At 45.5% G+C, this 25,647-nt stretch carries 28 protein-coding genes; 21 read left to right on the top strand and 7 right to left on the bottom strand.

What is annotated here, in order from left to right; translation table 11 throughout:
• Positions 1-238: 238 nt before the first annotated feature.
• The 15 genes from FQV30_RS15275 (at position 239) to FQV30_RS15210 (ending at position 14,420) form a co-directional block, all read left to right on the top strand.
• Complete coding sequence (locus tag FQV30_RS15275; protein WP_146501012.1) at positions 239-1,804, top strand: fatty acid--CoA ligase; 1,566 nt, start codon at positions 239-241, stop codon at positions 1,802-1,804.
• 63 nt (positions 1,805-1,867) lie between these two features.
• Positions 1,868-2,263, top strand: a complete 396-nt coding sequence (locus FQV30_RS15270) for a hotdog fold thioesterase (RefSeq protein WP_146501011.1) — start codon at positions 1,868-1,870, stop codon at positions 2,261-2,263.
• Positions 2,264-2,437: 174 nt separating this feature from the next.
• Positions 2,438-3,529, top strand: coding sequence for a CdaR family transcriptional regulator (locus FQV30_RS15265; RefSeq protein ID WP_146501010.1), 1,092 nt, complete (start codon positions 2,438-2,440; stop codon positions 3,527-3,529).
• A 147-nt stretch (positions 3,530-3,676) separates the two neighbouring features.
• Entirely contained in the window at positions 3,677-5,089 is a 1,413-nt protein-coding gene (locus FQV30_RS15260) for an FAD-binding oxidoreductase (RefSeq protein WP_146501009.1), read from the top strand.
• Positions 5,082-6,401, top strand: a complete 1,320-nt coding sequence (locus tag FQV30_RS15255) for a (Fe-S)-binding protein (protein ID WP_146501008.1) — start codon at positions 5,082-5,084, stop codon at positions 6,399-6,401. The genes FQV30_RS15260 and FQV30_RS15255 overlap by 8 nt, the downstream gene beginning before the upstream one ends.
• Before the next feature lie 11 nt (positions 6,402-6,412).
• Positions 6,413-7,432 (top strand): DctP family TRAP transporter solute-binding subunit, encoded by a 1,020-nt coding sequence (locus FQV30_RS15250; RefSeq protein WP_146501007.1) that lies wholly within the window; start codon positions 6,413-6,415, stop codon positions 7,430-7,432.
• 14 nt (positions 7,433-7,446) lie between these two features.
• Entirely contained in the window at positions 7,447-7,974 is a 528-nt protein-coding gene (locus FQV30_RS15245) for a TRAP transporter small permease (RefSeq protein WP_146501006.1), read from the top strand.
• Positions 7,971-9,296 carry a TRAP transporter large permease gene (locus tag FQV30_RS15240; RefSeq protein ID WP_146501005.1) on the top strand — a complete coding sequence of 442 codons (1,326 nt, stop codon included), beginning with the start codon at positions 7,971-7,973 and terminating at the stop codon, positions 9,294-9,296. The genes FQV30_RS15245 and FQV30_RS15240 overlap by 4 nt, the downstream gene beginning before the upstream one ends.
• A 14-nt stretch (positions 9,297-9,310) precedes the next feature.
• Complete coding sequence (locus tag FQV30_RS15235) at positions 9,311-10,060, top strand: SDR family NAD(P)-dependent oxidoreductase (RefSeq protein WP_146501004.1); 750 nt, start codon at positions 9,311-9,313, stop codon at positions 10,058-10,060.
• Positions 10,053-10,610 carry a PPC domain-containing DNA-binding protein gene (locus FQV30_RS15230; RefSeq protein ID WP_255473488.1) on the top strand — a complete coding sequence of 186 codons (558 nt, stop codon included), beginning with the start codon at positions 10,053-10,055 and terminating at the stop codon, positions 10,608-10,610. The genes FQV30_RS15235 and FQV30_RS15230 overlap by 8 nt, the downstream gene beginning before the upstream one ends.
• Positions 10,611-12,092, top strand: coding sequence for a class I adenylate-forming enzyme family protein (locus tag FQV30_RS15225; protein WP_146501003.1), 1,482 nt, complete (start codon positions 10,611-10,613; stop codon positions 12,090-12,092). It begins immediately after the preceding gene.
• Positions 12,089-13,222 carry a thiolase C-terminal domain-containing protein gene (locus FQV30_RS15220; RefSeq protein WP_146501002.1) on the top strand — a complete coding sequence of 378 codons (1,134 nt, stop codon included), beginning with the start codon at positions 12,089-12,091 and terminating at the stop codon, positions 13,220-13,222. The genes FQV30_RS15225 and FQV30_RS15220 overlap by 4 nt, the downstream gene beginning before the upstream one ends.
• A gap of 5 nt (positions 13,223-13,227) precedes the next feature.
• Positions 13,228-13,548: a Zn-ribbon domain-containing OB-fold protein gene (locus FQV30_RS15215; protein WP_146501001.1), complete on the top strand. Its 321-nt coding sequence runs from the start codon at positions 13,228-13,230 to the stop codon at positions 13,546-13,548.
• A gap of 153 nt (positions 13,549-13,701) precedes the next feature.
• On the top strand, positions 13,702-13,854 hold the full coding sequence (locus FQV30_RS18030) for a hypothetical protein (RefSeq protein WP_186725679.1): 153 nt from the start codon (positions 13,702-13,704) through the stop codon (positions 13,852-13,854).
• Positions 13,851-14,420: a TetR/AcrR family transcriptional regulator gene (locus tag FQV30_RS15210; protein ID WP_146501000.1), complete on the top strand. Its 570-nt coding sequence runs from the start codon at positions 13,851-13,853 to the stop codon at positions 14,418-14,420. The genes FQV30_RS18030 and FQV30_RS15210 overlap by 4 nt, the downstream gene beginning before the upstream one ends.
• Positions 14,421-14,479: 59 nt before the next feature.
• On the opposite strand, the gene FQV30_RS15205 is transcribed toward FQV30_RS15210, so the two are convergent.
• Together FQV30_RS15205 and FQV30_RS15200 are read right to left on the bottom strand one after the other, a co-directional pair.
• Positions 14,480-15,001, bottom strand: a complete 522-nt coding sequence (locus FQV30_RS15205) for a methylated-DNA--[protein]-cysteine S-methyltransferase (RefSeq protein WP_146500999.1) — start codon at positions 14,999-15,001, stop codon at positions 14,480-14,482.
• Positions 14,973-15,566: a bifunctional transcriptional activator/DNA repair enzyme AdaA gene (locus FQV30_RS15200; protein WP_146500998.1), complete on the bottom strand. Its 594-nt coding sequence runs from the start codon at positions 15,564-15,566 to the stop codon at positions 14,973-14,975. The genes FQV30_RS15205 and FQV30_RS15200 overlap by 29 nt, the downstream gene beginning before the upstream one ends.
• 170 nt (positions 15,567-15,736) lie before the next feature.
• Between FQV30_RS15200 and FQV30_RS15195 the strand changes: the two genes are divergently transcribed.
• Complete coding sequence (locus FQV30_RS15195) at positions 15,737-16,693, top strand: hypothetical protein (protein ID WP_146500997.1); 957 nt, start codon at positions 15,737-15,739, stop codon at positions 16,691-16,693.
• 21 nt (positions 16,694-16,714) lie between these two features.
• Here FQV30_RS15195 and FQV30_RS15190 read toward each other — a convergent pair whose 3' ends face one another.
• From FQV30_RS15190 to FQV30_RS15175, 4 genes are all read right to left on the bottom strand, one after another.
• Positions 16,715-17,617 (bottom strand): LysR family transcriptional regulator, encoded by a 903-nt coding sequence (locus FQV30_RS15190; protein ID WP_146500996.1) that lies wholly within the window; start codon positions 17,615-17,617, stop codon positions 16,715-16,717.
• A gap of 170 nt (positions 17,618-17,787) precedes the next feature.
• Positions 17,788-19,509 (bottom strand): GMC family oxidoreductase, encoded by a 1,722-nt coding sequence (locus FQV30_RS15185; protein WP_146500995.1) that lies wholly within the window; start codon positions 19,507-19,509, stop codon positions 17,788-17,790.
• 22 nt (positions 19,510-19,531) lie between these two features.
• Positions 19,532-20,299, bottom strand: a complete 768-nt coding sequence (locus FQV30_RS15180; protein ID WP_146500994.1) for a gluconate 2-dehydrogenase subunit 3 family protein — start codon at positions 20,297-20,299, stop codon at positions 19,532-19,534.
• Positions 20,300-20,524: 225 nt separating this feature from the next.
• Positions 20,525-20,779 (bottom strand): hypothetical protein, encoded by a 255-nt coding sequence (locus FQV30_RS15175; protein WP_146500993.1) that lies wholly within the window; start codon positions 20,777-20,779, stop codon positions 20,525-20,527.
• A gap of 157 nt (positions 20,780-20,936) precedes the next feature.
• On the opposite strand from FQV30_RS15175, the gene tatA (FQV30_RS15170) reads away from it, so the two are divergent.
• The 5 genes from tatA (FQV30_RS15170) (at position 20,937) to FQV30_RS15150 (ending at position 24,596) form a co-directional block, all read left to right on the top strand.
• Entirely contained in the window at positions 20,937-21,146 is a 210-nt protein-coding gene (tatA, locus tag FQV30_RS15170) for a twin-arginine translocase TatA/TatE family subunit (protein ID WP_146500992.1), read from the top strand.
• A 415-nt stretch (positions 21,147-21,561) separates the two neighbouring features.
• Positions 21,562-22,299 carry a twin-arginine translocase subunit TatC gene (gene tatC / locus FQV30_RS15165; protein ID WP_146500991.1) on the top strand — a complete coding sequence of 246 codons (738 nt, stop codon included), beginning with the start codon at positions 21,562-21,564 and terminating at the stop codon, positions 22,297-22,299.
• A 23-nt stretch (positions 22,300-22,322) separates the two neighbouring features.
• Positions 22,323-22,544, top strand: a complete 222-nt coding sequence (tatA, locus tag FQV30_RS15160) for a twin-arginine translocase TatA/TatE family subunit (protein WP_146500990.1) — start codon at positions 22,323-22,325, stop codon at positions 22,542-22,544.
• Positions 22,545-22,647: 103 nt separating this feature from the next.
• Positions 22,648-24,312, top strand: a complete 1,665-nt coding sequence (locus FQV30_RS15155) for a formate--tetrahydrofolate ligase (RefSeq protein ID WP_146500989.1) — start codon at positions 22,648-22,650, stop codon at positions 24,310-24,312.
• A gap of 56 nt (positions 24,313-24,368) precedes the next feature.
• Positions 24,369-24,596: a hypothetical protein gene (locus tag FQV30_RS15150; protein WP_146500988.1), complete on the top strand. Its 228-nt coding sequence runs from the start codon at positions 24,369-24,371 to the stop codon at positions 24,594-24,596.
• A 17-nt stretch (positions 24,597-24,613) separates the two neighbouring features.
• On the opposite strand, the gene FQV30_RS15145 is transcribed toward FQV30_RS15150, so the two are convergent.
• Positions 24,614-25,642 carry a threonine aldolase family protein gene (locus FQV30_RS15145; protein ID WP_146500987.1) on the bottom strand — a complete coding sequence of 343 codons (1,029 nt, stop codon included), beginning with the start codon at positions 25,640-25,642 and terminating at the stop codon, positions 24,614-24,616.
• Positions 25,643-25,647 lie beyond the last annotated feature (5 nt).

Below are 25,647 nucleotides of genomic sequence, written 5' to 3'. Positions count from 1 at the left end.
AGATTTGAGTGATACACTTTTGCTCAAGTCTTTTTTGTTATTTCATCTTTGATATCTTGGAACGAAAGGAATTCCGTATAATTTCCTTTTTCACCAAATGACTAAAAGATATTAAAGATTACTATTAAAACAGGACTATATAATTATTTTTAAAGTTTTTTAAATGTTTTATTTAATCTGACTTTATAATATACGGAAATAGGGTGAATGTTCATTCATTATTTGGGAGGTCGAGAATATGTACGCAACACTGGGGAGCATTTTTGATCAGACAGTGAGCAAATTTCCGGAGAAAGAAGCATTAGTGGATTTAAGGAAAAACCAACGCTTGACCTATCGGGAGTGGAAAGACATAGTGCACCGTACAGCGAACGCTTTGGTTGCAGCAGGCGTTGAAAAAGGGGATCGGGTATCGACGTTTCTGTTCAATACTGAGGAGTTGGCAACTACCTTGTTTGCATGCGCAAAAATCGGCGCTATTTTCAATCCGATCAATTTTCGGCTGAAATCAGAAGAAGTGGCGTACATTTTAAGGGATGCTGACCCGAAAGTTGTGGTGTTTGAAGAGCTGCTGGGCGATCCCATTTCTGCCATCCATGATCAATTTTCAGCCGTCCAATTTTGGGCTATCGATGGCGACATACCCCAATATGCGAAAAGTTATCATGAACAAGTGGCTAGCTCCAATGCGGAACTGGCAGAAGCAGAAGTGAATGAGATGGATACATATGCCATCATGTATACTAGCGGAACTACAGGACGGCCGAAAGGCGTCATTCACCGGCACAGGGATATGGCTGAACAAAGCCTTATCTGTACTGCGGTGATCAAATACAGCAAAGATGATGTCGGGCTTGTCATCGCCCCAATGTTCCATTGTGCAGAACTGCATTGCTGCATCATTCCAAGAGTCCATTCCGGCGCATCCAGTGTCATCATGCACCAATTCAATCCTGCAGCCGCCCTGGATGCAATCCAAAAAGAAAAAGTGACAGTCATGTTCGCAGTGCCGACGATGTGGAGCATGATGGCGCAGCAAGAAAGTGCAGGAGAGAAAGCGAAGTCTTTGCAGCGCGGATTGTACGGAGCCGCCCCGATGGCCCCGGTCCTGGTGAAGGAGGTAAAAGAAGTGCTTGGCGTTGATTTGATCCAAGCATACGGGCAAACGGAGATGGGCCCAGCCATTACATTCCTGGCTGAGGATGAACAGCTGACAAAAGCGGGTTCTGCAGGCAAAGCGGCTTACAATCATGAAATCCGCATTGTCCGTCCGAACGAAGCCGGACCTTCCGAGCCGGACGATTTGGTGAAGCCGGGAGAAGTCGGGGAGATTATCGTCAAAGGGCCGTGCATGATGGAAGGATATTTCAACCGCGCTGAAGCCACCGAGAAAGCCATGTATAAAGGATGGTACCATTCAAGCGATCTCGGCTACCTGGATGAAGAAGGCTATTTATATGTGGCGGACCGGGTGGACGACATGATTATCAGCGGCGGAGAAAATATCTACCCGCGTGAAGTGGAAGATATACTGCATGAGCATCCTGCAGTCGACGACGTGGCGGTGTTGGGCTTTCCAGATGCGAAGTGGGGAGAAAGCGTATTAGCATTTGTTGTATCGAAAACCCCGGATCTGACAGAAAAGGAACTGGAGGAGTTCTGCAAAGGCAACAACAAGTTGGCTGGCTATAAACGCCCGAGAAAATACCGGTTCGTTGACGAGTTGCCGCGCAATGCCAGCGGGAAAATTCAAAAGTTCCTGCTTCGGGAACTGTCTGCGGAAACAAGCGGCGGCGAATCTTAGAGTTCATGCGGAAACTTGCAATAGGAAATCTGATAGACCCATTAGGAGGCGGTGAAACTGGAAATGAACATGAAGCCAGTGGAAGAAACGATTGCAGGTGTATTGGGTATTGAGTTTGTGGAAGTGCAGGCGGACCGGGTGATGGCGACGATGCCTGTTCATGCTGCCACCCATCAGCCATTCGGCCAGCTTCACGGCGGAGCGTCTGTTGTGCTGGCGGAGTCTGTAGCAAGCATCGGAACATGGAATCTGATTGACCAGGAGAATGAGCTGGCTGTCGGCCTTGAGATCAATGCTAACCATGTACGGGGAAAGAGCAGTGGTCTTGTGACAGCCATCGGTGTCCCTTTGCATAAAGGAAGGACAACAATGGTATGGGATATCAGAATTATAGACGAAGAAGAAAATTTGATCTGCGTTTCCCGCTGTACGGTAGCAATTGTCAAAAAGAACAAATAAAACTCCAGCAAGCTCCGTCCTTCTTGATTCTATTAATTAGAAAACAAGAGGGATATTTTATTTTCGGATTTCCTTCAAGGAGGAGGAAGGCGATTCAACTATTTTTGCTGCTGTCACAAAAAGTTATAAAAATAGGCCAGCGGATAGTTTATAGTGAATTATGGGGGTGGTGTGATGTTCGACTTTCAAATACTCGGAACACGAATTGTGGAAGAACTTTCTTCCTTGATTGACAAGAACGTATTAGTGACAGATAAAAATGGGTTTGTGATAGCGAGTACGGATCCGGTGCGGTTGAATACCTTCCATGAAGGGGCTTCCCTCTCGATGAAAAACCAAGTCGAAATCAACATGACAAAAGAGATGTGCGAAAAATTAAGGGGAGTCAGGCCAGGCATCGTAATGCCGATTATTATTGCCAATACGCCAATTGGCGTTATAGGGATTACAGGGAAGCCGGCTGAAGTGGAAAAGTACGCAAAATTGGTTAGAAAAGTTGCAGAGCTATTTATCACTGACTTTATGTCGCGCCAAGAAAAAGAGCGGGATATCCGGGAAATCGAGTTCTTCTTTTTTGATTTGATCACAACCGAGTCGACTGACGAAGCTATTGAAGATCGGGCAAAGGTATTGAACATCGACAGTTCGCTTTATGAGCGAGTGGCCGTGATTCAAACAGATCGGCAGCTGGAAATCGCAGATGTTGAAAATCTGTTGCGGATCCAAACGGTTCATCCTGATTTGAAAATTGTCCGATGGGGATTGGAAAAGCTTGTGCTGATTTTGCCGAACATCCCAAAAGAGCGATTATGCGAAGGGTTACTTAGCATTTCTGCAAAACTGCAAAAGAAGACAAAAAGAAAGCTGCCGATCGGCGTTGGCAAAGCCGCCGGTTTTTACAACATGAAGGAATCCTTCAAGCAGGCTGAAATGGCAGTTGCTATTTCGAGGCGCCAAAGCCGAATGGTCTTTGAAGAAGATTTGAAACTGGAATTGCTGTATTATTCTATTCCACAAAAAGTGCAGGAAGAATATCTGAGGCGGACAATCGCGCCGCTCCTTGAAGAAGAAGAGCTGTTGCATAATCTGGAAGTATGGATCCAAAAAAAGACATCGCTTCAAGAAGTGGCGGATGAACTGCATATCCATAAAAACACATTAAATTACAGACTAAGCAAAATCGAATCGATTTTAGGATTAAAACTCACTAATAGTGAAGATATAGCTGTTATTTACACAGCATTGCGCTTATATAGGAAGAAATGACACTCTAGTATTAGAGTGTTTTTTTTGTGTTTTTATACAAAAAATAAGAACGAATACTGAAAAACTTTGTTTTGTGCACACATAGTTTCAGAAGAGTTTGAATATTAATATAAATGAAAGCGTTAACACGAAAGAGAGGTAGAAGCCGTGGATGCAAAACTGGCAAAACCGTTCACCTCAATAGTAGGTGAATCCAATATAAAACATTCCCAAGCCCAATTGTTGGCCTATTCCTATGATGCAACAGCAAATTTTCAAGCAAAACCCGATATGGTTCTTTCTCCCAAAAGCACGGAAGAAATCAAGCAAATCGTTAAAATTTGCGCCAGTGAAAGAATACCGATAGTTTCCCGGGGTTCTGGAACCAATCTAGCTGCGGGGACTGTGCCTACGCAAGGCGGCATTGTACTTTTGTTCAACAATATGAATAAAATCCTGGAATTGGACGAAGAAAATCTGACAGTTACCGTTCAGCCAGGGGTCATTACCCAAGATTTGAGCAACTTTGTTGAAAGGCATAATCTGTTTTATCCGCCAGATCCCAGCTCTATGAAAATTTCCACAATCGGCGGGAATGTAAGTGAGAACTCCGGAGGGTTGAGGGGATTGAAATACGGCGTCACAAAAGATTATGTGAAAGCGCTTACCGTCGTGCTCCCGAATGGTGAAGTATTGAAGTTGGGCGGCAAGCTGGCGAAAGATGTGGCTGGGTATGATTTGATGTCCTTGCTTGTGGGAGCGGAAGGGACGCTCGGCATTATTACGGAAATCACATTAAAGCTGATTCCGTTGCCCATCTCGAAAAAAACAGGCATAGCATATTTCAACTCACTCGAAGATGCGGCTAGAACCGTTTCTTCAATTATCGCCCATAAGATCATACCAGTGACCTTGGAATTTATGGACAAAGGAACAATCGGCGCTGTTGAAGATTTTATGAAAATCGGATTGCCCCGGGATGCAGAGGCCATGCTCTTGATGGAACAAGATGGCAATGCCGAACAAGTTGAGCGGGACATACAGACGATGATCGCCATCGCAAAAAAAGAAGGGGCTACCTCCACAAGCATGGCTTCTTCAAACGAAGAAGCAGAGATCCTGAAAACAGGCAGGCGGGCAGCGCTTTCTGCACTCGCCCGAAAGCGGCCTACTACCATCTTGGAAGATGCAACGGTTCCGCGTTCTGAAATCGCAAAAATGGTCAGGGCCATCCAGGATATAGCCGAAAAGCACAATGTCCAAATCACCACTTTTGGACATGCGGGAGATGGCAATTTACATCCCACTTGCTTAACGGATGTACGGGATAAAGAAGAAATGGAACGCGTTGAACAAGCGCTGGCTGAAATTTTCCATGTCGCTCTTGAACTTGGCGGGACGATTACTGGAGAACATGGCGTAGGGGAGATGAAAGCCCCTTACTTGGAATGGAAGCTTGGAACAAGCGGCATCGACCTTATGAAGGCAATCAAAAGTTCGATTGATCCTCTTAATATCATGAACCCAGGAAAGCTGTTTGCGAAAGAAACAAAAATGAGGCTGGTGATTCACAATGGTTAGTGAATTACAACAGCACATGCAGGAATCTTTCAAAGAACATGTCAACGAAGAATATTTGATGGATTGCATGAGATGCGGTTTCTGTTTGCCGGCTTGTCCGACTTATCTGGCGACAAATCAGGACGAAACACATTCCCCTCGGGGGCGCATCGCTCTTATGAAAGCGATGCGCGATGGAGATGTAGTATGGGACGGCTCGGTCGAAGACGCTTTTGATATGTGTCTTGGCTGCCGGGCGTGTGAGCCGGCTTGTCCAGCGGGAGTTCAATACGGGGTGCTGATTGAGGAAACCCGGGTAGCCATTCAACAAGCAAAACCGAAAGACTTGATGGAAAAAGTTATCCGGAAAGCCAGCTTTGATGGAGTTTTTGCAGATCAAAAGAAAATGGCGGCAACCGTAAAGCTCGTGCAGTTTTATCAGCGATCGGGTTTGCAGGCAGCAACCCGGAAAATTGGGTTTTTGAGCCTGTTTCCGCCATTCATGAAAGAAATGGAAGGTGTATTGCCTAAAGTCGAGACCAAGAAAAAGAAATCTCCTTCCTTGAAACCGGCAACGACAAGAGTGGCTTTCTTCACCGGCTGCCTGATGGATACACTGTTTCAGGAAACGAACCGCAAGACCATCGAACTGCTTGAATGGCTAGGGGTGGAAGTGGTCGTTCCGAAAGAGCAGCAATGCTGCGGCGCTTTGCATGGCCATAGTGGAGAAATGGATAAGGGCCTAAGAAACGCCCGGGCAAACATAGATGCCTTCGACTCTGACAATTTTGATTACATTGTCAATAATGCCGGCGGCTGTGGGGCTTTTTTAAGCGAATACGAAAAGCATTTGAAACACGATCCGCATTATGCAGAAAAAGCGGCCCGATTTTCTGAAAAGATGCTCGATATTTCATCCATCTTCGTGAAGCTTGGCATGAATGCGCGGCTAAAAGCTTTGAAGTCCGAAGAGAACGCAATTGTCACTTATCAAGATTCCTGTCATTTACGCAATGTCAACAAAGTGTTTTTAGAGCCCCGGTCGCTTTTGCAGGACGCACCGGGCTATGAATATAAAGAATTAATCGATGCCGGCAGTTGTTGCGGGTCAGCTGGAATTTACAATTTGCTTCAACCGGAAATGGCAAAAAAAATCTTGGAACAGAAAATGAAAGGAGTGCAGGAGCTGCGCCCATCAAAGGTGGTGACATCCAATCCAGGATGTTTGATGCAAATGCAGGTGGGAATTCAGCGAGAAGGATTACAGGGGGAAATGCAAGCTGTCCATATTGTCGACTTTTTATATGACGCAATTCAAAAAAACCAAAATTAGGGGTGGATCGAATGTTGAAGAAAAAATTCAATTTAGCGGCGGTAGGGTTATCGGCAGCATTAATTTTAGGGGCATGTGGTTCTCAGACAGAAAGCGGCGCAAATGCCGAAGACAAAGAATATGATTTGAAAATGTCAGTAACAGTATCCGATTCATCTACTTGGTATGAAGCGGCTGAGAAGTTGAAGAAAGATATCGCTGAAGAATCGGACGGCCGCATCAATATTGAACTTTTTGCCAATGAGCAACTATCGGGCGGCGATTCTGCAAAAGCGGTTGAAAGCTTGGCAAAAGGTTCGATCGATTTGACTTTCAACTCAACTATTATCTACTCGGTTTTGGATGATCGCTTTGGGGTGGCAAGCGCACCTTTCTTGTTCGAAGGTGTTGAAGAAGTGGATCCGGTATTCAATGGCGAAGGCGGAGAAATGCTAAAAGACATCCTCGATGAAAAAGGCGTCCATGCTTTAGGGTTTGGCCAGAACGGTTTCCGGCAGCTGACGAACAATAAACTGGAAGTGAAAACGCCTGAAGATTTGGCTGGTTTGAAAATCCGTATCCCTGGTATAACGATGTACACAGACCTTTACCGGGAGCTGGGGGCAGATCCACAAACTATGACGTTCTCAGAAGTATTTACAGCCTTGCAGCAAGGGACGATTGATGGACAAGAAAACCCGGTTGACGTTATCTCTTCTTCTAAACTGCAGGAAGTTCAAAAATACATGACAATGTGGAACTATTCATATGACCCTCTAGTGCTGGGCATGAACAAGGAACTATACGAATCAATGAGTGATGAAGACAAAGAATTGTTTGACCGTCTAGGAAAAGAAGCGGCGGAGTACCAAGTGAAAATCGCGCGTGAGAAAGAAGAAAAGCAAATTGCTGATTTAGAAGCGGCTGGTATGCAGCTTTATACGCCAACTGCAGAAGAACTTGCTCAATTCAAAGAAGCTTCGCAGCCAATCTACGATAAGTATACAGATATTTGGGGTGCGGATTTGCTAAAAGCTTTCCAAGGTGAATAAGGAGGTTGTTCTTAATGAAAGTTTTAACTTACATCGAAGAAGTCATTTTGTTTGTTGCTTTCCTGATTATGACAATCATAACGTTCGCCAATATCGTTTCCCGGAATATAGCGAGTTTGTCTCTTTCTTTTACTGAAGAAATCACCATCAACTTATTTGTTCTCCTGACGTTTGTGGGAACGGCTGCAGGTGTGCGCAGATATGCACACCTCGGCTTTACTTTAATATTCGATCATATGAACAACGGATTGAAAAAAGCTTTAATCATCTTTTCTGCATTGATGGGGCTGACTTTGTTTGGTGTTTTGCTGTGGTATGGGCTTCAAATGGTTATGTTCCAGATGGATATGGGGCAAAAAACACCTGCTCTAGGCTGGCCGCAATGGGCACTGTCTATGGCGCTGCCAATCGGCGCCTTATTATGCGTCATCCGCACTGTCCAGGTTTGTGTGGAGGAAATCAAGCTGGTAAATCAAACTGCCCGTGAAGAAAAGCAGAAGATACTGAAACGTTCTGCATTGGAAGGAGATGGGCTAGCATGACGGCTGTGTCCTTGTTTGGAACATTCTTTGCCCTAGTATTTTTGCGGGTGCCGATTGCCATTGCACTGGGCGTTGCATCGCTTGTGGTTCTTGTAGTCTCGAGCGGCGTTTTCGGACTGGAAATGGTCACAGATATTATGTATACAAGTGTAGCGAAATTTACATTGCTGGCGATTCCTTTTTTCATCCTGGCGGGCGTCATTATGGAGCAGGTGGGGATTTCCAAGCGCCTTATTGATTTTGCTCAAGCACTAGTCGGGCACCGCAAAAGCGGAATTGTTCTTGTAACGGTAATTGTTGCGATTTTCTTCGCGGCGATTTCAGGGTCAGGCCCAGCAACAGTGGCCGCAATCGGAGGGATTCTTATTCCGTCGATGGTCAAGAATGGCTACAAAAAAGAAACAGCAGGCGCTTTGGTGGCAAGTTCCGGGGCAATTGGAATCGTCATTCCGCCAAGCATCGCGTTCATCGTTTTTGCGGTTGTGGCAGGCGATCAAATTCCGGTTACGATCAACCGGCTATTTGCTGCCGGCGTGGTTCCAGGGATTCTTATGGGGATCGCCTTTATCATCGCGGCAATGATTGTTCGTGCAAGACAAGAGAAAAAGGGGGAATTCATCCTTCCGGAAGGCTTGGAAATCCGTAAAGCGACTAAGAAAGAGCAATGGGACGCTTTTGTTGGAGCCCTCCCCGGACTGATGATTCCGGTAATTATTTTAGGTGGAATTTATGGTGGGTTTTTTACGCCGACAGAAGCTGCCGTGGTAGCGGTTGTTTACGGTCTGCTCGTCGGTATTGCAGTAAACCGCAAAGATACTTTTCAGAAAATCTACAAAATTTTTGTGGAAGCGGCGATTCAGACAGCTGTGGTGATGATCATAGTCAGCGCGGCATCCGTGTTTGCTTATATTATTACAACCGAACAAATTGCACGGGATCTTTCGGATAGCATAATGGGGTTGACGAGCAATCCGATCTTGATCTTGCTGTTGATCAATGTACTGCTGTTGATTGCGGGCGCATTTATCGATGCAATTTCAGCTTATTACATTTTCGTGCCTATTCTACTGCCACTCATTATTTTCCTTGAAGTGGATCCGACCGTATTCGGTGTCATTATGACAGTAAACTTAGCAATCGGATTGTTCACGCCGCCAGTTGGCTTGAATTTATACGTAGCGGCAGGAATCTCGAAAACAAACATCGTGGAAATTTCAAGAGGAGTTGTTCCTTTTGTAATCGCCGCAATCGTTGTCTTGATGCTGGTTACTTACATCCCGGCATTATCAACCTTCTTGCCGGATCTATTAAATGTGAAATAGGGAGCTGAAGATATATGAGAATGCAAAATGAAGTGGCAATTGTAACAGGAGCGGCAAGTGGCATCGGGCAGGAAGTGTCTGTTCAATTTGCGCGGGAAGGCGCGAAAGTGGTCCTGGTGGATTTGAATTCGTGTGAAAAAACAATTGAACTTTTGGGCGGAGCGGATCATTTGGAGTGTTTAGGGGATATCCGCGATCCCGATTTTGTGAAGGCCGTGGTAAACCGGACAATTGAGAAATTTGAAGAAGTCCATGTTTTAGTAAATAACGCCGGAACTTGCAGCCGTTTGGATCTTGAAGACATGACGCTTGATATGTGGGAGCGGGATTTGGATACCAATTTGAAGGCAACTTTCCTTTTTATACAAGCTGTCATTTTTCCGCATATGAAAGAGGCGGGATATGGCCGCATTGTTAATATCAGTTCCGTTTCAGGGATAAACGGCGGTGTGGTATCCGGGGGCGATGAGAAAAATGGGCGTTCAGGCCCGGCATATGCGGCATCAAAAGGCGGCGTCATTGCTTTAACCAAATGGGTGGCAAAAGAAGTCGGCAAGTACGGCATCACATGCAATTCTGTGGCGCCTGGAGCGACAGCGACGGCAATTACTGCAGGGGTTCCGTACGATACAAGCAATCAGGTCATCGACCGAATGGGAGAGCCGAGTGATATAGCAAATGCCGTTCTTTATTTTGCATCGAAAGAAGCCAGCTATACAACTTCCCAGATTCTGAAGGTCGACGGAGGGGTTAGTATTGGATAACATTCGAATTCAGACGGCGTATGATGAAGCCACTCACCAATTTGCTGGACAGGAAGAGGGAATGTTAGATCCCGCTCGCATCCAAGCGGTATATGATGGGCGATCTCACCGAATTGTCGGACGTTTGATGAAGGATGTTGACTTGTTTGGGGGAATCAAAGAAATATGCAGCCATTTCAATATAGAAGCGGCTCATTTCCAGTGTTTTGGATCATTGAAATATGCGACGTTCGTTCAAATGGAGCGGGGCGATATTGAAGGCACAGTAAGATATTCAGAAAAGATAAAATCCGCTTCAGCTGTGGAACTGCTGTCTGGAACGGGCTTTGTGGGCTATGGTGAAGACGGAAAACTGGATGTCCATTTTCATGGCATGATGATTGATTGCGACCGCCAGATTAATGGCGGCCATTTTCTGCCGGGTGAGAATCCTGTAGCAGTTACCATTGAATATATCATCTTCCCTTTGGACGAAGTTGAAATGCAGAGAGGGAAAGATCCTCATTGGGGGCTGCCTGTTTTCCAGTTTACAAAAAGGAGTGAAGAGTAAATGGAAACTTTAGGGCAATTAGCGTTAAAGTCAGCAGATGCTTATCCGGAAAAGATGGCTGTAAAAGATGAAAGGCGTTCATTCACGTATAAAGAATTTATCGGACGCGCTAAAGCACTAACAGCTTACTTCAAGGATCTAGGGTTCCAAAAGGGCGACCGCATTGGCGTATTGATGTCAAACCGCCTGGAGCATATCGAGTTGGATATCGCTGTGGCATTAGCTGGAATGGTTAAAGTTCCTCTTAACTACCGCCTTCATCCGAAAGAGCACCAATACATGGTTGACGATGCCGGACTAAGCATTTTGATTGGTGACCAATTATTGATCGATGCAGTGGAAATGGATGTGCCAGTGCTTTACATTGGCCAGCCATATGAAGCGGCAATTGAGCAATTCAAGGGGCAAGCGTTTCTTGAAGCTGTGGGCGAAGACGATTTGTTTGCGATCATGTACACTTCTGGAACTACAGGAAATCCAAAAGGGGTTATGCTGTCGCATCGGAATATGATTGCTGGCGCCTTGTCGCTAGCTCAAGTATGTGAAGTGGGTTATGAAGACATTGTCGGCCATGTTGCGCCGTTAACCCACGGTTCCAACTTCTTAAGCCATGTTTCCTGGCTGTACGGATTGACGCAAGTTGTCTACAGCAAATTCGAGCCGGAAGAGTTTTTGGATCATTTGGCAGAAGACAAAGTGTCCGTTTTATTCCTAGTCCCGACGATGGTCAATCTGATGATTCAGCACCCGGGATTTGATGCTTCCAAATTGGCTACTGTTAGATCGATTAATATGGCGGGATCACCGATTGCGGCAAGCAAGCTGCAGGAAGCAATTGAGAAGGCCGGCAATATTTTTGTGGAGACCTACGGGCAAGTGGAAGCGCCGATGTGCATCACAATGATGCCGCGAAATGAAATCTCCCATCGCCTGGATTCGTGCGGAAGAATCGGCATGTTTGTTGATGTGAAAATAGTGGACGATGAAAATAAAGAAGTGGCTCATGGCCAAGTCGGCGAAATCATTGCAAAAGGTTCGCTTGTGATGAAAGGCTATTGGAATAACGAAAAAGCGACCAGCGAAACGCTGCAAGACGGTTGGCTACATACAGGAGATTTAGGCTGGCGGGATGAACAGGGGTATGTGCATATTGTTGACCGGAAAAAAGATGTCATCATTTCCGGCGGCGTCAACATCTACCCTCGTGAAGTGGAAGAAGTGCTGAATCTGCACAAAGGCGTCAAAGAAACCTGTGTCATCGGTGTGCCTGACGACAAATGGGGCGAAAATGTGATCGCTTTTGTCGTGCCGAACGGAAAAGAAGAAGTGACTGTAGAGCAGCTCATCGGGTTATGCAAGGAAAATCTGGCCAGCTTCAAAAAGCCGAAAGAAATTTCTATTGTAGAAGAGCTGCCGAAGAGTTCCTACGGCAAAATCTTGAAGCGTGAAATGAAACAGCAGCATGTGGAGGTGAGCAAATGACGAATGTATACGTCCACGGTATTGGGATGACGAAGTTTGGGAAGTTGGATTCTTCTCTGAAGGAATTATTGCTGGAAGCCAGCACAGAAGCGTTGAATGATGCGGGGCGGCCGAAAATTGACGCGGTATTTGTTGGGAACTTCATGGGGGGCAGCATTTCCAACCAGGAAATTCTAGGGGCACTTATTGCAAATGATCTTGGTCTTGGCTATATCCCATCCACAAAAGTGGAAGGCGCCTGTGCTTCAGGCGGAATCGCTTTTCGCCAAGGGATACTGGCGGTCTTAAGCGGGGAATATGAAACCGTCCTAGTTGCCGGAGTGGAAAAAATGAAACACGCTTCTACGCCGGATGTTACTCAAGCGATCAATTCCGCAATGGATACAACTTCTACAGAAAAACACGCGGGGCTGACATTCCCTGGTTTTTTTGGAGTGCTGGCGAACCGGTACTTTTATGAAACAGGGGCTTCGAAAGAGCATTTGGCTCGCGTGGCATTGAAAAACCGGGAGAATGGCGTTCGGAATCCGTTGGCGCAATTTCCAAAGCCGACGAGTCTGGAGGAGATTTTGGCGGCTCGTATGATCACGGATCCGCTTGGCCTGTTCGATTGTTCACCGATGACCGATGGAGCTGCGGCCATCGTCATTTCCCGTAAAAAGTCACCGATCCATGTCCGTTCTTCCGCGCAAGTTTCGGGACCAACGCAAATGCAGGACGCGGTGGACTTGCTGTCGATTCCGGCAATTGGCGAATCAGGACGCTTAGCGTATGAAAAAGCAGGGGTAGGGCCGGAAGATATTGATGTTATTGAAATACACGACTGTTTCTCGATGACCGAAATCATCGCCACAGAAGAACTCGGTTTCTTTAACCGTTTGGAAGGATGGAAAGCAGTTGAGGAAGGCCGCACAAAAGTGACGGGAGATAAGCCGGTCAATACAAGCGGCGGGCTGTTATCGCGCGGCCATCCAATCGGAGCCACCGGCATCGCGCAACTCTATCAATTGGTGCGTCAGCTGCGCGGCAATGCAGCCAACCAAGTGGCGGACAATCCGCGTTTGGCGCTTGCGCAAAATCTAGGTGGAACAGGATCGTATTCAACTGTTCATATTTTAGAGAGGGTGTAAGGGATATGAAAATCTATTCATGCTGCGGCACAGATTCCATTACAAAAAAACACGCCTGTCCAACATGCAGAGAAAGCAAGCATGAGGAAAAAGAAGTATCCGGTAACGGGACGGTATACAGCTACACGAAAATCCATATCGCTCCCGCGGAATTTGCGGACATTGCACCTTATAATGTCGTGCTGGTCGATTTGGATGAAGCGAATGCGAAAGTTACAGCACGCATTCAAGAAGACGTAGCGATCGGAGATGCAGTCAAATTGAGCCGCATTGAAAACGGTGCCTATGTCTATGAAAAAGTATCAAACACGTCAGCGGTTGTGTGAAATGGAGAAGGCGGCTTATAATAGCGGCCTTCTTTTTCTATACAGTCGAAACAACTGATTGAAGGGCGTTAAAAAGAGGTATGGACTGAATCCAAGAAGAATAGGGGACGCTGTCGTTATTTTGGTTTGGGTCCGGAAAAGAGGAATTGTTCAATGGTTGTGCATGCCGGCTGCACTATTGGTGTATTATTTCTTGGAGCTTGGCATGTTCTTTTTGCTGTTCTGGCGAAGAATGGCGAGATCGGAAAGGGTATAATGGACAAAAAAGGCCGTCAAGAAAAAGAGAAAGGCAGTGGCTCTCCATGAAAGCGGAATTGATGAAGCAAAGCACCGACCTGTTTGTGGAAAAGGGGTTTAGTGCGACATCCGTCCAAGACATCGTTGACGCGCTAGGCGTGACCAAAGGCTCTTTCTATTATCATTTTAAAAGCAAAGAAGCCCTGCTTATGGATATACATCTCCGCTATATCGATGATTTGCTGGGAAGACAAAAGACGGTGCTGGAAACCGAACCGACAAACCGGGGAAAACTTGTAAAAGTCGTGGAATTGCTTATTCATGACATTGAAACCCAAGGAGCGATTGGCCGGGTATATTATCGGGAAATCCGCCATTTATCGGATGAAAATGCGGCGACGATACGGGCGAAGCGCGGCGAATTCCGGGAGAACATTGAACAGGTGATTGAAGAGGGCATTGAAGCCGGTGAATTCCGCAATAGCTTGCATCCAAAGATGATCACCTTCGCGATTCTCGGAGTCACCAACTGGAGCTACCAATGGTTCAATCCGGAAGGCGCCCTTTCGGCAGCTGAATTGGCAGATATGTATACTGATTTTATCCTGAATGGCATTCTAGCGGATCACAAGTAAAACAACATAAAGAAAAACCCGCCAAAGCATGGAACACCCAAGCTTTGGCGGGTTTTCTTTCATGTTTTTTGAAGCTCTAAATCCAGCAGGAACCGCTTAAGGTCCATGCCTCCCCGATAGCCGGTGATGGCTCCGTTTTTTCCGATCACCCGATGGCAAGGCACCAGGATCAGGAGCGGATTGGCCCCTATGGCACTTCCGACTGCCCGGGCAGCCGAAGGACGGTTGATGAGTGCAGCAATTTCCGAATAGGAAACTGTTTCCCCATAAGGGATTGTCTGCAAAGCCCGCCAAATCTCTTCCTGGAAAGGCGTCCCTTTAACATCGATGGGCAATGAGAAAGCCTGTTTAGTACCGCTGAAATAATTCACCAGTTCTTGGACGTAAGGCGTCAGCGCTTCAGGGTTCTCGGCAAGGGTGAAATCAGGATAGCGTTTGGAAAAATACACCTTGAACTCATCAAAAGAGCTGCCTGGCGATCCGATATAACAGAGTCCTTTATTTGTTTTCGCCACATATAGCTCCCATTGACCGTGTTTCAGAACTGTCCACTCAATCGTTTGTTCGTTTGGGTTCACTATAGTTCACTCCTTTTCGGAATTGGGCCGGTGTTTGGCCGGCTTTCTTTTTGAAAAGTGTAATAAAGTAAGAGGGGTTCGCAAAGCCGACGCTTTCCCCGATATCAGCGACAGGACGATTGGTCGCTAAAAGATCTTGTGCGGCTTTTTCCAAGCGCTTTTGTTGAAGATAGGACAAAGGCGACAGCCCTGTCGATTTCTTGAACGACCGCTGTAAATGATAAGGGCTGCCATGAAAAATGTCTGCAAGTATATCAAGCGTAACGTTTTCAGTATAATGGGTATCCAGCCATTCCTTGATGTGCTGGCTCCATTCTTCCGCCGGCAGCTTCAATCCATCTGGTTTGCACCGTTTGCAAGGACGGTAACCTTGTTCAAGCGCGATAAAGGCATTTTTGAAAATACGGACGTTTTCTTTGTTGGGCAAGCGGGATTTGCAGGAAGGGCGGCAAAAAATACCGGTTGTTTGCACACCATAGAAAAATTGGTCATCAAATGCTCTATCGTTTTCCGTGATGGCTTTCCAATAAACAACTGGGACCCAGGCCGTTTTTTGCTTTTTTATCATTCCATCACCTCTACTCGAAGTATACATCTAAGAATTGATATATCAACATTTCAGGAATGAAAAAGCAAGAAAACGAAACTTTTTGGGCAAACGAAAAAATTATCCGTTTTATCGTTTTTATAGAGGGAATAAAAAAGCAATGACATCTATTGGAAAAGAGAGTGTGAATTATGATTGATTCTTTGGCGGAATTGCTTGAAGAGAAAGGGTATAGAGACAAGCGTTCCGTATCGTGGAATGCTATCTGTAAAGATGAAGAACTGTCAGAAAGCTTTTTGAGGGAAAATAGTGACCAAATAAACTGGAGGTTGGTTTCTGAATTTCAGGTGCTGCCTGAACCGTTTATCCGGGACTTTAGCGGCCGCTTGTATTGGAAAGAAGTTATGCGGCATCAGAAAGTTTCGGAAGGGTTTATCGAAGAGTTTGCTGCAGCTGAAAAATGGCAAACGGATGATGAAAATTGGAGCAGGCGCCAGAAAACCTTATACGAAAAGGAAGGAACGCCATTTGACGAGCATGAATATTGGACAATTATCTCGATGAAAAATCAATTGGCCAATGGCAAAGGGTTGTCGCCTGCATTTATGGAACGTCACCAAGAAAAGCTGTCATGGAGTTGCCTATCAAAGTTCCAGCGATTGCCCATGCAATTGATTGATCGGCATCAGCACCAGGTGGATTGGCACGAAATTACCCGGGTACAGGTGTTATCAGAAAGATTTATTGAAAAACACAGGGACAAAGTGGAATGGGGAACTATCTCTTTCCATCAACAGTTGACAGAGCGCTTTATCAATAAGCATCATGAGAAAATGAGTTTTATCTCAGCGGAGCAAAAACGTTCAGAGGCTTTCCTCTATACACATTTGGATAAAATGGATGCCGCATCAATCATTGAAAACCAAAATTTGCACACCGTGAGAAAGTATCATGATATGGATGTTTATGTGATTGCGAAAAATAGAAGAAAAAAGTATATCGTTGAATTCCACAACCCCGAAGATTTTCGTAAATTCTTCAAAGCTGGAGAAGAAGAGCTGTTCGAATACTTGGCAGAAAACGATATGTTCGAAGTAATTGAAAAGGATTTCCCCGAACTTACCCTTGCGGAAGACAATGGGGTTTGACGGGGAAATCCTTGAGGCCATTCAATGTTTCTCTAAGCTGTTTTTCGCTTTTTCTAAAAAGTTGATGGTATATGCAATGAATTCTTGTGCAGTTTTGGTTTGGGTCCGTTCTTTATGCCATATTAATCCGACGGAACGCGTGCATTTAGGTTCAATAATACTGAGTTCGGCCAGCTTCAAAGAAGAGAGGCGCTGGCTTCTGATCATTGAAGGGCTAAAGGCGATGCCCAGCCCTTTTTCTACGAGTTCATAAGTGACCCCGGTTTCGTCTCCCTCAAAAGCAAAATCCGGATAAAAGCCTGCTTCAGCACAAAAGTTTTCCGTCATCTGCCGGAATCCGTAGCCGGGAGGCATGACAATGAATGGATCATTCTCCACTTCATGCAAGTAGATGCTTTTTCGCTCAGCTAATGGATGGGACAATGGAACCGCCAGCAGAACTTCTTCTTCTATGATGGGATACCATTCGATATTGTCTCCTTCGATAGGGAAAGTCGAGATGCCGACATCGATTTCTCCTGTCTCAAGCTGCGTCTTCATCCGGTCGGCGAAAGCTTGGTACTGGCGGAATCGTGCTTTGGGGCGATGTTCCAGAAATCCCCCCAGCAATTGGGGCAGAATCGTTGGAATGGTTACCGCTACTGAGATGAGCTCGTTTTGTTTTTCGGTTAAAAACGCAAGTTCTTTTTCCCCTTTTTGCAGCTCCAAAAAGACATTCTCTACTATTTTCAAATAGGCTTTCCCTAGTTTATTCAACCTGATTTGGCGTCCGGTGCGATCAAACAACTGATAGCCCAAGCGCTGTTCCAGTTTAGAAATCATTTTGCTTAAAGCGGGTTGTGAAACATTCAATTCCTGTGCGGCTTTCGTTAAGTGCTGATGCTTTGCCACCTCTTGAAAATACTTTAATTGCAACAAATCCATGCGGGCTACCCCTTTCGAAACATAGAACCAATTCTCCTATTGTAGTCGATATGAGCCGGGTTTCGCAAACAAGTAAACCAGCAGCGAGCAAAAGGCTTTCTAGATGGAACAGGGGAATATAAAAAAACTGCAGGTTCTATAAACCTGCAGCAAAGAAATCTGATAACTGATTAAACAAGAGAGCCGCCTTTTTCCAGGAACACTTGTATCCCTTCCGATGCCCGGTAAGAAAGGGCGCCAAGCGTAGCAGTCGGATTGAACGAGCTGTTGTGAGGGAAGGCAGATGCTCCCACCACAAAAACATTTTCTGCATCCCACATTTGAAGGTAAGTGTTGACTGCAGACGTTTCCGGATCTGCGCCCATAATAACGCCTCCTGTGTTATGGGTGTTCGTATCTTTGTTGACATTGAAATCATTTTGGACGTCATTGGTCTGAATAATATCAGCTCCGATTTCCTCCGCAATTTCACGGGTCTTTTTGGCCATGAATTTGACCAGTTCTTTGTCTTGTTCTGTATAATCGAAAGTCATGCGCAATAACGGCTTGCCGTAAGCATCCTTATAAGCAGGATCCAAATCCAGGTAATTGTAGCGATAGGGCATGCTCGCCCCTTGAGATTTGACCGGGAAATAGCTATTTGCATATTTAATAGAAGCTTTTTTGAATTCCGCCCCCCATTTTGGCGTATCGCCTGGAACCACATTATTGGCAATCGGGCGGTTGCCATATTGGGTTACGCGAATGCCGGCGCCATGAAGGAACTTTTCATTGGTATGGTCAAAAGCGTCTCCGACATAATCAGGAATTTCGATGCCAAGCGCTCCGGCTCCACCGTACAAGTTGAATTCTTTATCTTCAAAGAACAACATCGATGAAGCTGAGCTTACTTGATAGCAGTAGTTTTTGCCGATTACCCCGGTTTGAGTGGCTGAATCATAAGGGCGGCCTAAACCGGAGTTCAACAACAGTCTTACATTGTTGAATACGTAACTTGCTATAACGACAACTTCCGCCGGCTGCTCGAATTCTTCGCCGGTAATCGTATCTACATAGAGGACGCCAGTCGCTTTGGAGCCATTGTTTAAAATTTCAATGACATTCGAGTGGGTGCGAAGATCCAGGTTTCCTGTTTGCTGCGCTACCGGAATGACCGTAACGGCGGGATCGGCTTTTGCTCCGTACTCACATCCGAAGTTTTCACAATATGCGCAGTATTGGCAGGCGCCGCGTGAAATGCCATCTGGATTCTTGTAGGATTCAGATAAATTGCCGGATGGGATGACATATGGTGAATAGCCAAGGTTTTTAGCCGCGGTTTCAAACATTTTCATGATTGGTGTTTTCAACATAGGACCGGTCGGATATGGGTTTTGGCGGGGGCCATAGCCAAACCCTTCGACGGTTTCTCCGGAAATCCCAGCCATTTTCTCGAATGTATCATAATACGGTTCAATCTCATCATATGTGATGCCCCAGTCCTGAAGCGGCATATCCTTGCTGATTTTATCTGCTCCGTATCGTTCGACTGTTTTGGTTTTGATTTCAAAATCGTATGGGAGGAAGCGGTAAGTTTGGCCATTCCAGTGGCTGCCGGCACCGCCAACGCCATCTCCGACGATAAACGTACCGTAATCACGCATTGGAAGAGCACGCATTTTTTCATTGTTTCGGCTAGTAATTGTCTCTTTTGAAAGATCCTGCATCAACTCCTCGCGGTGCTGATAACGCAATTCGTCATGTCCCATGGCATAGTCGGCGGTTTTTCTCTCTTTTCCGCGCTCCAGTCCAACCACGTTGATTCCTGCTTTTGTAAGTTCAGATGCTACGATTCCGCCGGCCCAACCCATGCCGACGATGACAACGGGAACTTTAGGTAATTTTTTTGCCATTAGTTTTCAATCCTTCCTATCATCAATGACCCATATGGCTGTTAAGGCCTTGTGGATCCAATTTTACAAATTCTTTTTTTTGGATTTCCTGGGTATAACTCATCCGGGAACCAGGGAATTTCCGCATTGCCCAGCCCTCCATGTTTTTGTTGCCGCCGTATAAAGGATCAGCGTACACCCCTTCGATTGTCAGTGTGCGCAATAAATTAAAGAAATTGCTTGATCTGACTGAAGAGATTTTAGGGGCTTTATCTTCACTGAAGTCTGTTAAGATCTGATCCTGCTGTTCAGCTTCCAAGTCGACAAATCTTGTGTCGAATTTTTTGGTGCTATATGCATCCAAAGCTTTCAACCCCAGCAAAAATAGGTCTTTGCGCAAAATCCGGATTTGGCTTCCTTGAGTTTCTTCCGCTTCGTAAAATGGACCGGACATGTATTCTTTGGCGTTGATGCCCCACGAACCTGCCAATTGGTGATCGATATAGATTGCCGCATTCAATTCCATGGCGCCAGGCCCGTTTTCATCTTTCGGATAAATACGTTCGGCAGCCGCTTGGGTCAATTGATATTGTTCGGGTGTGAAGAACATTAAAGCTTCCGCTGGATTCACTGTTAATGCGGGAGATGAGGAATGGGATGGTGACTTTGATGTGGTTTCAGCATTGACGCCAAACAAACTGCCGACGGCCCCTCCTAATACAATCCCGCCTACTGTCATTCCTGTATTTTTCAAAAAGGTTCGTCTAGTTGTCCCTTTTTTGGTAATTTCTTTGTTTTCTGTTTCTTCCATAAGTAAAACCTCCAGATTTGTTAAAAAGCTGAGAAAAACAGTGTAAAGCAGATATATAAAATTTGAGCATTAACTAGCATACATACAAAACGAAATTATACTCCGATAGCAATAAAAAATATAATACCAATTTATATAAAAACGTATAACCTATAGGTTATGAAAGATGTCGAATAAAAAGAAGGCCTTCATCGGAAATGAAGGCCTTCTTTTTAAACCGGAAATCTAAAGGATAACATTGAAGTTGTACACTACTGAGAAAACCACTGTGCTTAGCAGTAATATGGTGTTGAACAGCCAATACTTTGTGCCAGACCAGCAATATACGATAATAGTCAATCCTACAGCCGATCCTGCTAAGGCAAACCATGGAAAGACGGGATGGTTCAAAAACAAGAAGTAGCCAAAATCTGTTACTAGGAATATGGCTAAGAGCAATTGATTGATCAATCTCAATTCCTCGTTGCTATGTTGCGTCATTTTATTCACCTGCCTTTTAGAATAATAACCTAAAATATATGATTTACAAAATACTACTCACGAGTATAATAACAAATAGAAACAAACGTCAATCCTTCTTTTCCAGTGGAAACCAGGAAAAGAAGAAAAGGCCACTGCTTGCAAGGAGGAATAAGTCATGCCAAATATCGGTGTGCCAGGCTTAATCTTGATTTTGATTATCGCTTTGATCATATTCGGACCGGCGAAATTGCCGCAGCTCGGCAGGTCGGTCGGCTTAACGTTGAGGGAGTTTAAAAACTCGGCAAAAGAAATCGTGGACGAAGCCGCACCGGAATCCCGATCTGAAGAAAATTCTGATAAACAAGCCGTTGATAAGTTATCTTGAATCTTGATGCGCAGTAAAAAAGGCAATTCTCGCCCAGTTAAGAGAGTTCGCCTTCTTTTGATGGAAACAGGTTATATAGAAGAAACTCCATTGCACAGAGGATTGCTTGTTTTCAAATGCTTTACAGCTCTTTTTTTCAGCAGGAGCTTGCCAAGAGCTTGGCTGATTGCTGTTGCAGTTCGTTACAGAAGGATTTTGTCTTCTTTGTTCACTAGCTCTTCACAATTTAATAATAGGAATGTCTATATGATTTACAAATTGTGCATGAGGAGTATAATTACAAGTGGAATGAGCAACAATCAAAAATTTGTTCATTGTGTTCCACATGATACAAGCCTTTTGACGAAAGATGATGGTTTTTTTCGCTATTGGAATTGACATGTTTCCCGAGTTAATGAAGTAGGTGGTTAAAGAGATGGATAAGGAAGAAACAGTTGTCGAACACTTAGCGGAGCTAAGGAAACGGCTTATCATTATTGCGGCAGCATTTATCATTTCCTTGGGAGTCGGTTTTGCAACTGCTGCCAGAACATTGCAGTACATCAAATCGCAGCCGACAGCAGTTAATGTAGAATGGAACGTATTCGGGTTTACAGATGGAATCTTGATCTACTTCAAATGTGCGTTGATATTGGCCTTGTTGATTACATTGCCGATTGCTTTGCATCAAATCTGGCTATTTGTGAAACCGGGTTTATCGGAACAGGAAGCAAAAGGGACTTTCCTTTTTATCCCGATATCTTTCCTGTTGTTCATAGCAGGTGTGAGTTTCAGCTATTTTATTTTGTTTCCATTGATGCTGAATTTCATGTCGGACGTTAACCAGTCCATTGGCGCAACAGAAACGTACGGGATGAACCAGTATTTTACGTTTATGTTCAACTTGATCATTCCGGTGGGTATTGTGTTCGAGATGCCGGTCGTCATTATGTTTTTGACGAAATTAGGCATTGTTACTCCATATACATTGCGGAAAATGAGGAAAGTCGCGTATTTCGTATTGGTTGTAGTCGGCGTTGTCATCTCACCGCCTGATTTTGTTTCAGATATATTGATCATCATTCCGCTATTTATATTGTTTGAAATTAGCATCTTCGTATCAAGTTGGACATATAAGCGGACATTAAAACAGTACGAAGAGCTTGCAAAATAAACGGATCCTCAGGAGGGAAACCCATGCCAAATATCGGTGTACCAGGTTTAATCTTAATTCTTGTTATCGCTTTGATCATTTTTGGACCAGCTAAATTGCCGCAATTGGGAAGAGCAGTCGGCCAAACCTTGAAAGAATTCAAAGATTCCACAAAAGGAATCGTAGAAGATGTAACTGAAGAATTTAAGGCAGACGATAAAAAAGACAGCGACAAAGACAAAGTCGTCATCGAAAAGAAAAAATAAAGTTCACAAAATAACCGCCTTTCGCATCCGCGAAGGGCGGTTTTTCTTTCATTTGGCGGCCGACACGTTATAATAAAAAGAAAAACTGAAAGTTGGGCGATTGATGGCGTTTACGGATTTGTCGATAGCGAAAGATGCGAAAATTTTACCGATACAAGACATTGGGAAACGGGCAGGAATTTCGGAAGAAGCTCTCGAGTTATACGGAAAATACAAAGCGAAGATTAATGTGGACCTATTGCCGGCAGCTGAAAAAACAGGGAAAGTGGTGCTTGTCACGGCGATTAGCCCGACGCCGGCCGGGGAAGGGAAGTCGACAGTGACGGTAGGACTGGCTGATGCGTTCAATCAGCTCGGTGAATCAGTGATTGTAGCGCTGCGCGAACCTTCTCTGGGGCCTGTCATGGGAGTCAAGGGAGGCGCGACCGGCGGCGGTTTTGCACAAGTATTGCCGATGGAAGACATTAACCTTCATTTTACTGGCGACATCCATGCCATTACTTCAGCCAACAATGCGCTTGCCGCATTTATCGATAATCAGCTGCACCAAGGAAACCCATTGAATCTTGATCCGCGTCGAATCACATGGAAACGCGCTTTGGATATGAATGACCGGGCGCTTCGACAAGTAACGATTGGTCTTGGAGGGCCGGCACAAGGCGTTCCAAGGCAAGATGGATTTGACATAACTGTAGCTTCTGAGATTATGGCAGTCCTGTGTTTGGCCAGCTCGCTGGAGGATTTGAAAGAACGCCTTGCCCAAATGGTAATCGGCTATACGTATGATAAAGAACCGGTGCTTGTACGTGATTTAGGAGTTGAAGGGGCGCTTGCCCTGCTCCTGAAAGATGCGTTCAAGCCGAATTTGGTGCAAACGATCGAAGGGACACCCGCCATTATCCATGGAGGGCCGTTCGCAAACATTGCGCATGGCTGCAATTCCTTGATGGCAACGAATACAGCGCGTCAGCTGGCTGATGTAGTTGTAACCGAAGCGGGATTTGGCGCTGATTTGGGTGCTGAGAAATTTATGCACATCAAGTCGAGAAAAGGCGGCTTCAATCCCGATGCAGTTGTGATTGTTGCGACAGTCCGCGCTTTGAAAATGCATGGCGGAATTGATAAAAACCAGCTTGGCGGAGCGAACAGCGAAGCAGTCCGGCGAGGAATGGTCAATTTGGCGAAGCACGTTGACACCATCCGCCAGTTTGGCATAGAGCCGGTCGTAGCATTGAACCGTTTTGTCACTGACACAGCGGAAGAAGTTGCGGAAATCATGAATTGGGCGAAAGACCACGGTGTGGCAATCGCGTTGACAAATGTATGGGAGCAGGGCGGAAAAGGCGGCGTGGAATTAGCGAAACTTGTAAAAGCGGAGCTGGAGCGGCCGACAAACTTTGCGTTTCTTTATGATGAAACCGATTCTGTTGAAGAAAAGCTGCGTGCTATCGTCCAGAAGGTATACGGTGGAGCGGATGTTCTTCTTTCCGACAAAGCACAAAAACAATTGGTTGATATTAAGAAATATGGTTGGGATACATTGCCGATCTGCATGGCAAAAACGCAGTATTCGTTATCAGACAAGCCTAAATTATTAGGCCGGCCTGAAGGATTCACCATTACAATCCGGGAAATTATGCCGAAACTTGGCGCAGGCTTCTTGGTATGTTTGACAGGCGATATCATGACGATGCCGGGCTTGCCGAAACAGCCGGCAGCTTTGAAAATGGATGTCGGGGCCAATGGAGAAGCGATCGGATTGTTTTAATAACGAGAAGCCCAAAAGCTCTGCTTTTGGGCATTCTTTGTTCAAAGGAGAAAAGAATGGCTGAAAACCATCACGTAACTGTCGTTGATTTTGTAGAACAAGGAAGTTCGATTTATATAAAAGTGGAAGTGTTTGATGCAGAGACGGATAGGCATTTCCGGGAGGAAGTCCGGTTTTTGTATGATCTTCTGTACGGTGAATTGGTGCATCCCGCTAAATCACCGCTTTCGGAACCATGCCGTATGATGACAGTTGAATATTTGAGAAAACACTTCGGGCGATGAGCCTGAAGTGTTTTTTATTAAGCAAATACTTTTCGGGCCGCTGATAAAAAGAGATCTACATCTTCTTCGGTTGTATCAAATGAAGTGACGAGACGGATTTCGCTTTTCTTGGCATCCCAGATGGCGAAAGCGTAAGATTTTTGCAAGTGCTGAATCTGCTCACCGGGAACACTAGCGAAGACGGCGTTGGATTCGACTGGCTGCGTGAGTGCGATGCCCGGCAATTTTTGCAGTCCTTCTGCAAGCCGAAGGGCCATGCGGTTTGCGTGGGCGGCGTTTTCAAGCCATAGATCCCCCTGCAGCAAACGCTCAAATTGAACGGAAATAAAACGCATTTTAGACCCCAGCTGCATCCCTTGCTTGCGGATGTATTTGAGATCCGGCGCGAATTGCTTGTTCAAGCACACGATGGCTTCACCGGCCATCATGCCGTTTTTTGTACCGCCAAACGACAGCATGTCAATGCCTGCATCCGCAGTCATCTCTTTTAAACTGCATCCAAGAAAAGCGGCAGCATTGCTGATTCGCGCACCGTCCATATGGACATATAAGCCGTTGGCATGAGCAAACGAAGTTAACTGCTGTATCTCATCGATTGTGTACACTGTGCCGAGTTCTGTGCATTGGGAAATGGAGATGGCTTTTGGCTGGCTGCGGTGCTGCGAACCGATATGGTGCAGCTGCTGTTCTATTTGCGCGACGGTCAATTTGCCGTCAACTGAAGGGACGGTCAATAATTTGCCGCCGATAAACCCTTCGGCAGCCCCGCCTTCGTCTGCATGAATGTGCGCCCCTTCCGTGCAAATGATGGCTTGATGAGAGCGCACCATCGCTTTTAGGCCGATGACGTTGGCGCCGGTTCCGTTGAAAGCGAACAGTACATCGCTTTCCTTTCCGAAGTGATCATGAAACTTGGCTGCTGCATCTGAGGTGAAAGAATCATCGCCATACGCCGGCGCGTGCCCGTCGTTGGCCTGTGAAATCGCCTCTAGAATCGAGGGATGAATACCGGAATTATTATCGCTTGCGAACATTTTTTTTGTCATAATTT

This window comes from Planomicrobium sp. CPCC 101110 (genome assembly GCF_007859395.1).
Lineage (GTDB): Bacteria > Bacillota > Bacilli > Bacillales_A > Planococcaceae > Planococcus.
The sequence above is the reverse complement of the archived record's forward strand: the minus strand, read 5'-3'. Positions and strand labels throughout refer to the sequence as shown.

Excerpts from the sequence above, each read along its gene's own strand:
- FQV30_RS15220 (WP_146501002.1), top strand. The coding sequence starts at position 12,089 with ATGACGAATGTATACGTCCACGGTATTGGGATGACGAAGTTTGGGAAG.
- FQV30_RS15210 (WP_146501000.1), top strand. The coding sequence starts at position 13,851 with ATGAAAGCGGAATTGATGAAGCAAAGCACCGACCTGTTTGTGGAAAAG.
- FQV30_RS15240 (WP_146501005.1), top strand. The coding sequence starts at position 7,971 with ATGACGGCTGTGTCCTTGTTTGGAACATTCTTTGCCCTAGTATTTTTG.
- FQV30_RS15250 (WP_146501007.1), top strand. The coding sequence starts at position 6,413 with ATGTTGAAGAAAAAATTCAATTTAGCGGCGGTAGGGTTATCGGCAGCA.
- FQV30_RS15275 (WP_146501012.1), top strand. The coding sequence starts at position 239 with ATGTACGCAACACTGGGGAGCATTTTTGATCAGACAGTGAGCAAATTT.
- FQV30_RS18030 (WP_186725679.1), top strand. The coding sequence starts at position 13,702 with ATGGTTGTGCATGCCGGCTGCACTATTGGTGTATTATTTCTTGGAGCT.
- tatC (WP_146500991.1), top strand. The coding sequence starts at position 21,562 with ATGGATAAGGAAGAAACAGTTGTCGAACACTTAGCGGAGCTAAGGAAA.
- FQV30_RS15175 (WP_146500993.1), bottom strand. The coding sequence starts at position 20,779 with ATGACGCAACATAGCAACGAGGAATTGAGATTGATCAATCAATTGCTC.
- FQV30_RS15235 (WP_146501004.1), top strand. The coding sequence starts at position 9,311 with ATGAGAATGCAAAATGAAGTGGCAATTGTAACAGGAGCGGCAAGTGGC.
- FQV30_RS15270 (WP_146501011.1), top strand. The coding sequence starts at position 1,868 with ATGAACATGAAGCCAGTGGAAGAAACGATTGCAGGTGTATTGGGTATT.
- FQV30_RS15150 (WP_146500988.1), top strand. The coding sequence starts at position 24,369 with ATGGCTGAAAACCATCACGTAACTGTCGTTGATTTTGTAGAACAAGGA.
- FQV30_RS15245 (WP_146501006.1), top strand. The coding sequence starts at position 7,447 with ATGAAAGTTTTAACTTACATCGAAGAAGTCATTTTGTTTGTTGCTTTC.
- FQV30_RS15225 (WP_146501003.1), top strand. The coding sequence starts at position 10,611 with ATGGAAACTTTAGGGCAATTAGCGTTAAAGTCAGCAGATGCTTATCCG.
- FQV30_RS15185 (WP_146500995.1), bottom strand. The coding sequence starts at position 19,509 with ATGGCAAAAAAATTACCTAAAGTTCCCGTTGTCATCGTCGGCATGGGT.
- tatA (WP_146500990.1), top strand. The coding sequence starts at position 22,323 with ATGCCAAATATCGGTGTACCAGGTTTAATCTTAATTCTTGTTATCGCT.
- FQV30_RS15255 (WP_146501008.1), top strand. The coding sequence starts at position 5,082 with ATGGTTAGTGAATTACAACAGCACATGCAGGAATCTTTCAAAGAACAT.
- FQV30_RS15200 (WP_146500998.1), bottom strand. The coding sequence starts at position 15,566 with ATGATAAAAAAGCAAAAAACGGCCTGGGTCCCAGTTGTTTATTGGAAA.
- FQV30_RS15190 (WP_146500996.1), bottom strand. The coding sequence starts at position 17,617 with ATGGATTTGTTGCAATTAAAGTATTTTCAAGAGGTGGCAAAGCATCAG.
- FQV30_RS15155 (WP_146500989.1), top strand. The coding sequence starts at position 22,648 with ATGGCGTTTACGGATTTGTCGATAGCGAAAGATGCGAAAATTTTACCG.
- tatA (WP_146500992.1), top strand. The coding sequence starts at position 20,937 with ATGCCAAATATCGGTGTGCCAGGCTTAATCTTGATTTTGATTATCGCT.
- FQV30_RS15215 (WP_146501001.1), top strand. The coding sequence starts at position 13,228 with ATGAAAATCTATTCATGCTGCGGCACAGATTCCATTACAAAAAAACAC.
- FQV30_RS15195 (WP_146500997.1), top strand. The coding sequence starts at position 15,737 with ATGATTGATTCTTTGGCGGAATTGCTTGAAGAGAAAGGGTATAGAGAC.
- FQV30_RS15265 (WP_146501010.1), top strand. The coding sequence starts at position 2,438 with ATGTTCGACTTTCAAATACTCGGAACACGAATTGTGGAAGAACTTTCT.
- FQV30_RS15180 (WP_146500994.1), bottom strand. The coding sequence starts at position 20,299 with ATGGAAGAAACAGAAAACAAAGAAATTACCAAAAAAGGGACAACTAGA.
- FQV30_RS15145 (WP_146500987.1), bottom strand. The coding sequence starts at position 25,642 with ATGACAAAAAAAATGTTCGCAAGCGATAATAATTCCGGTATTCATCCC.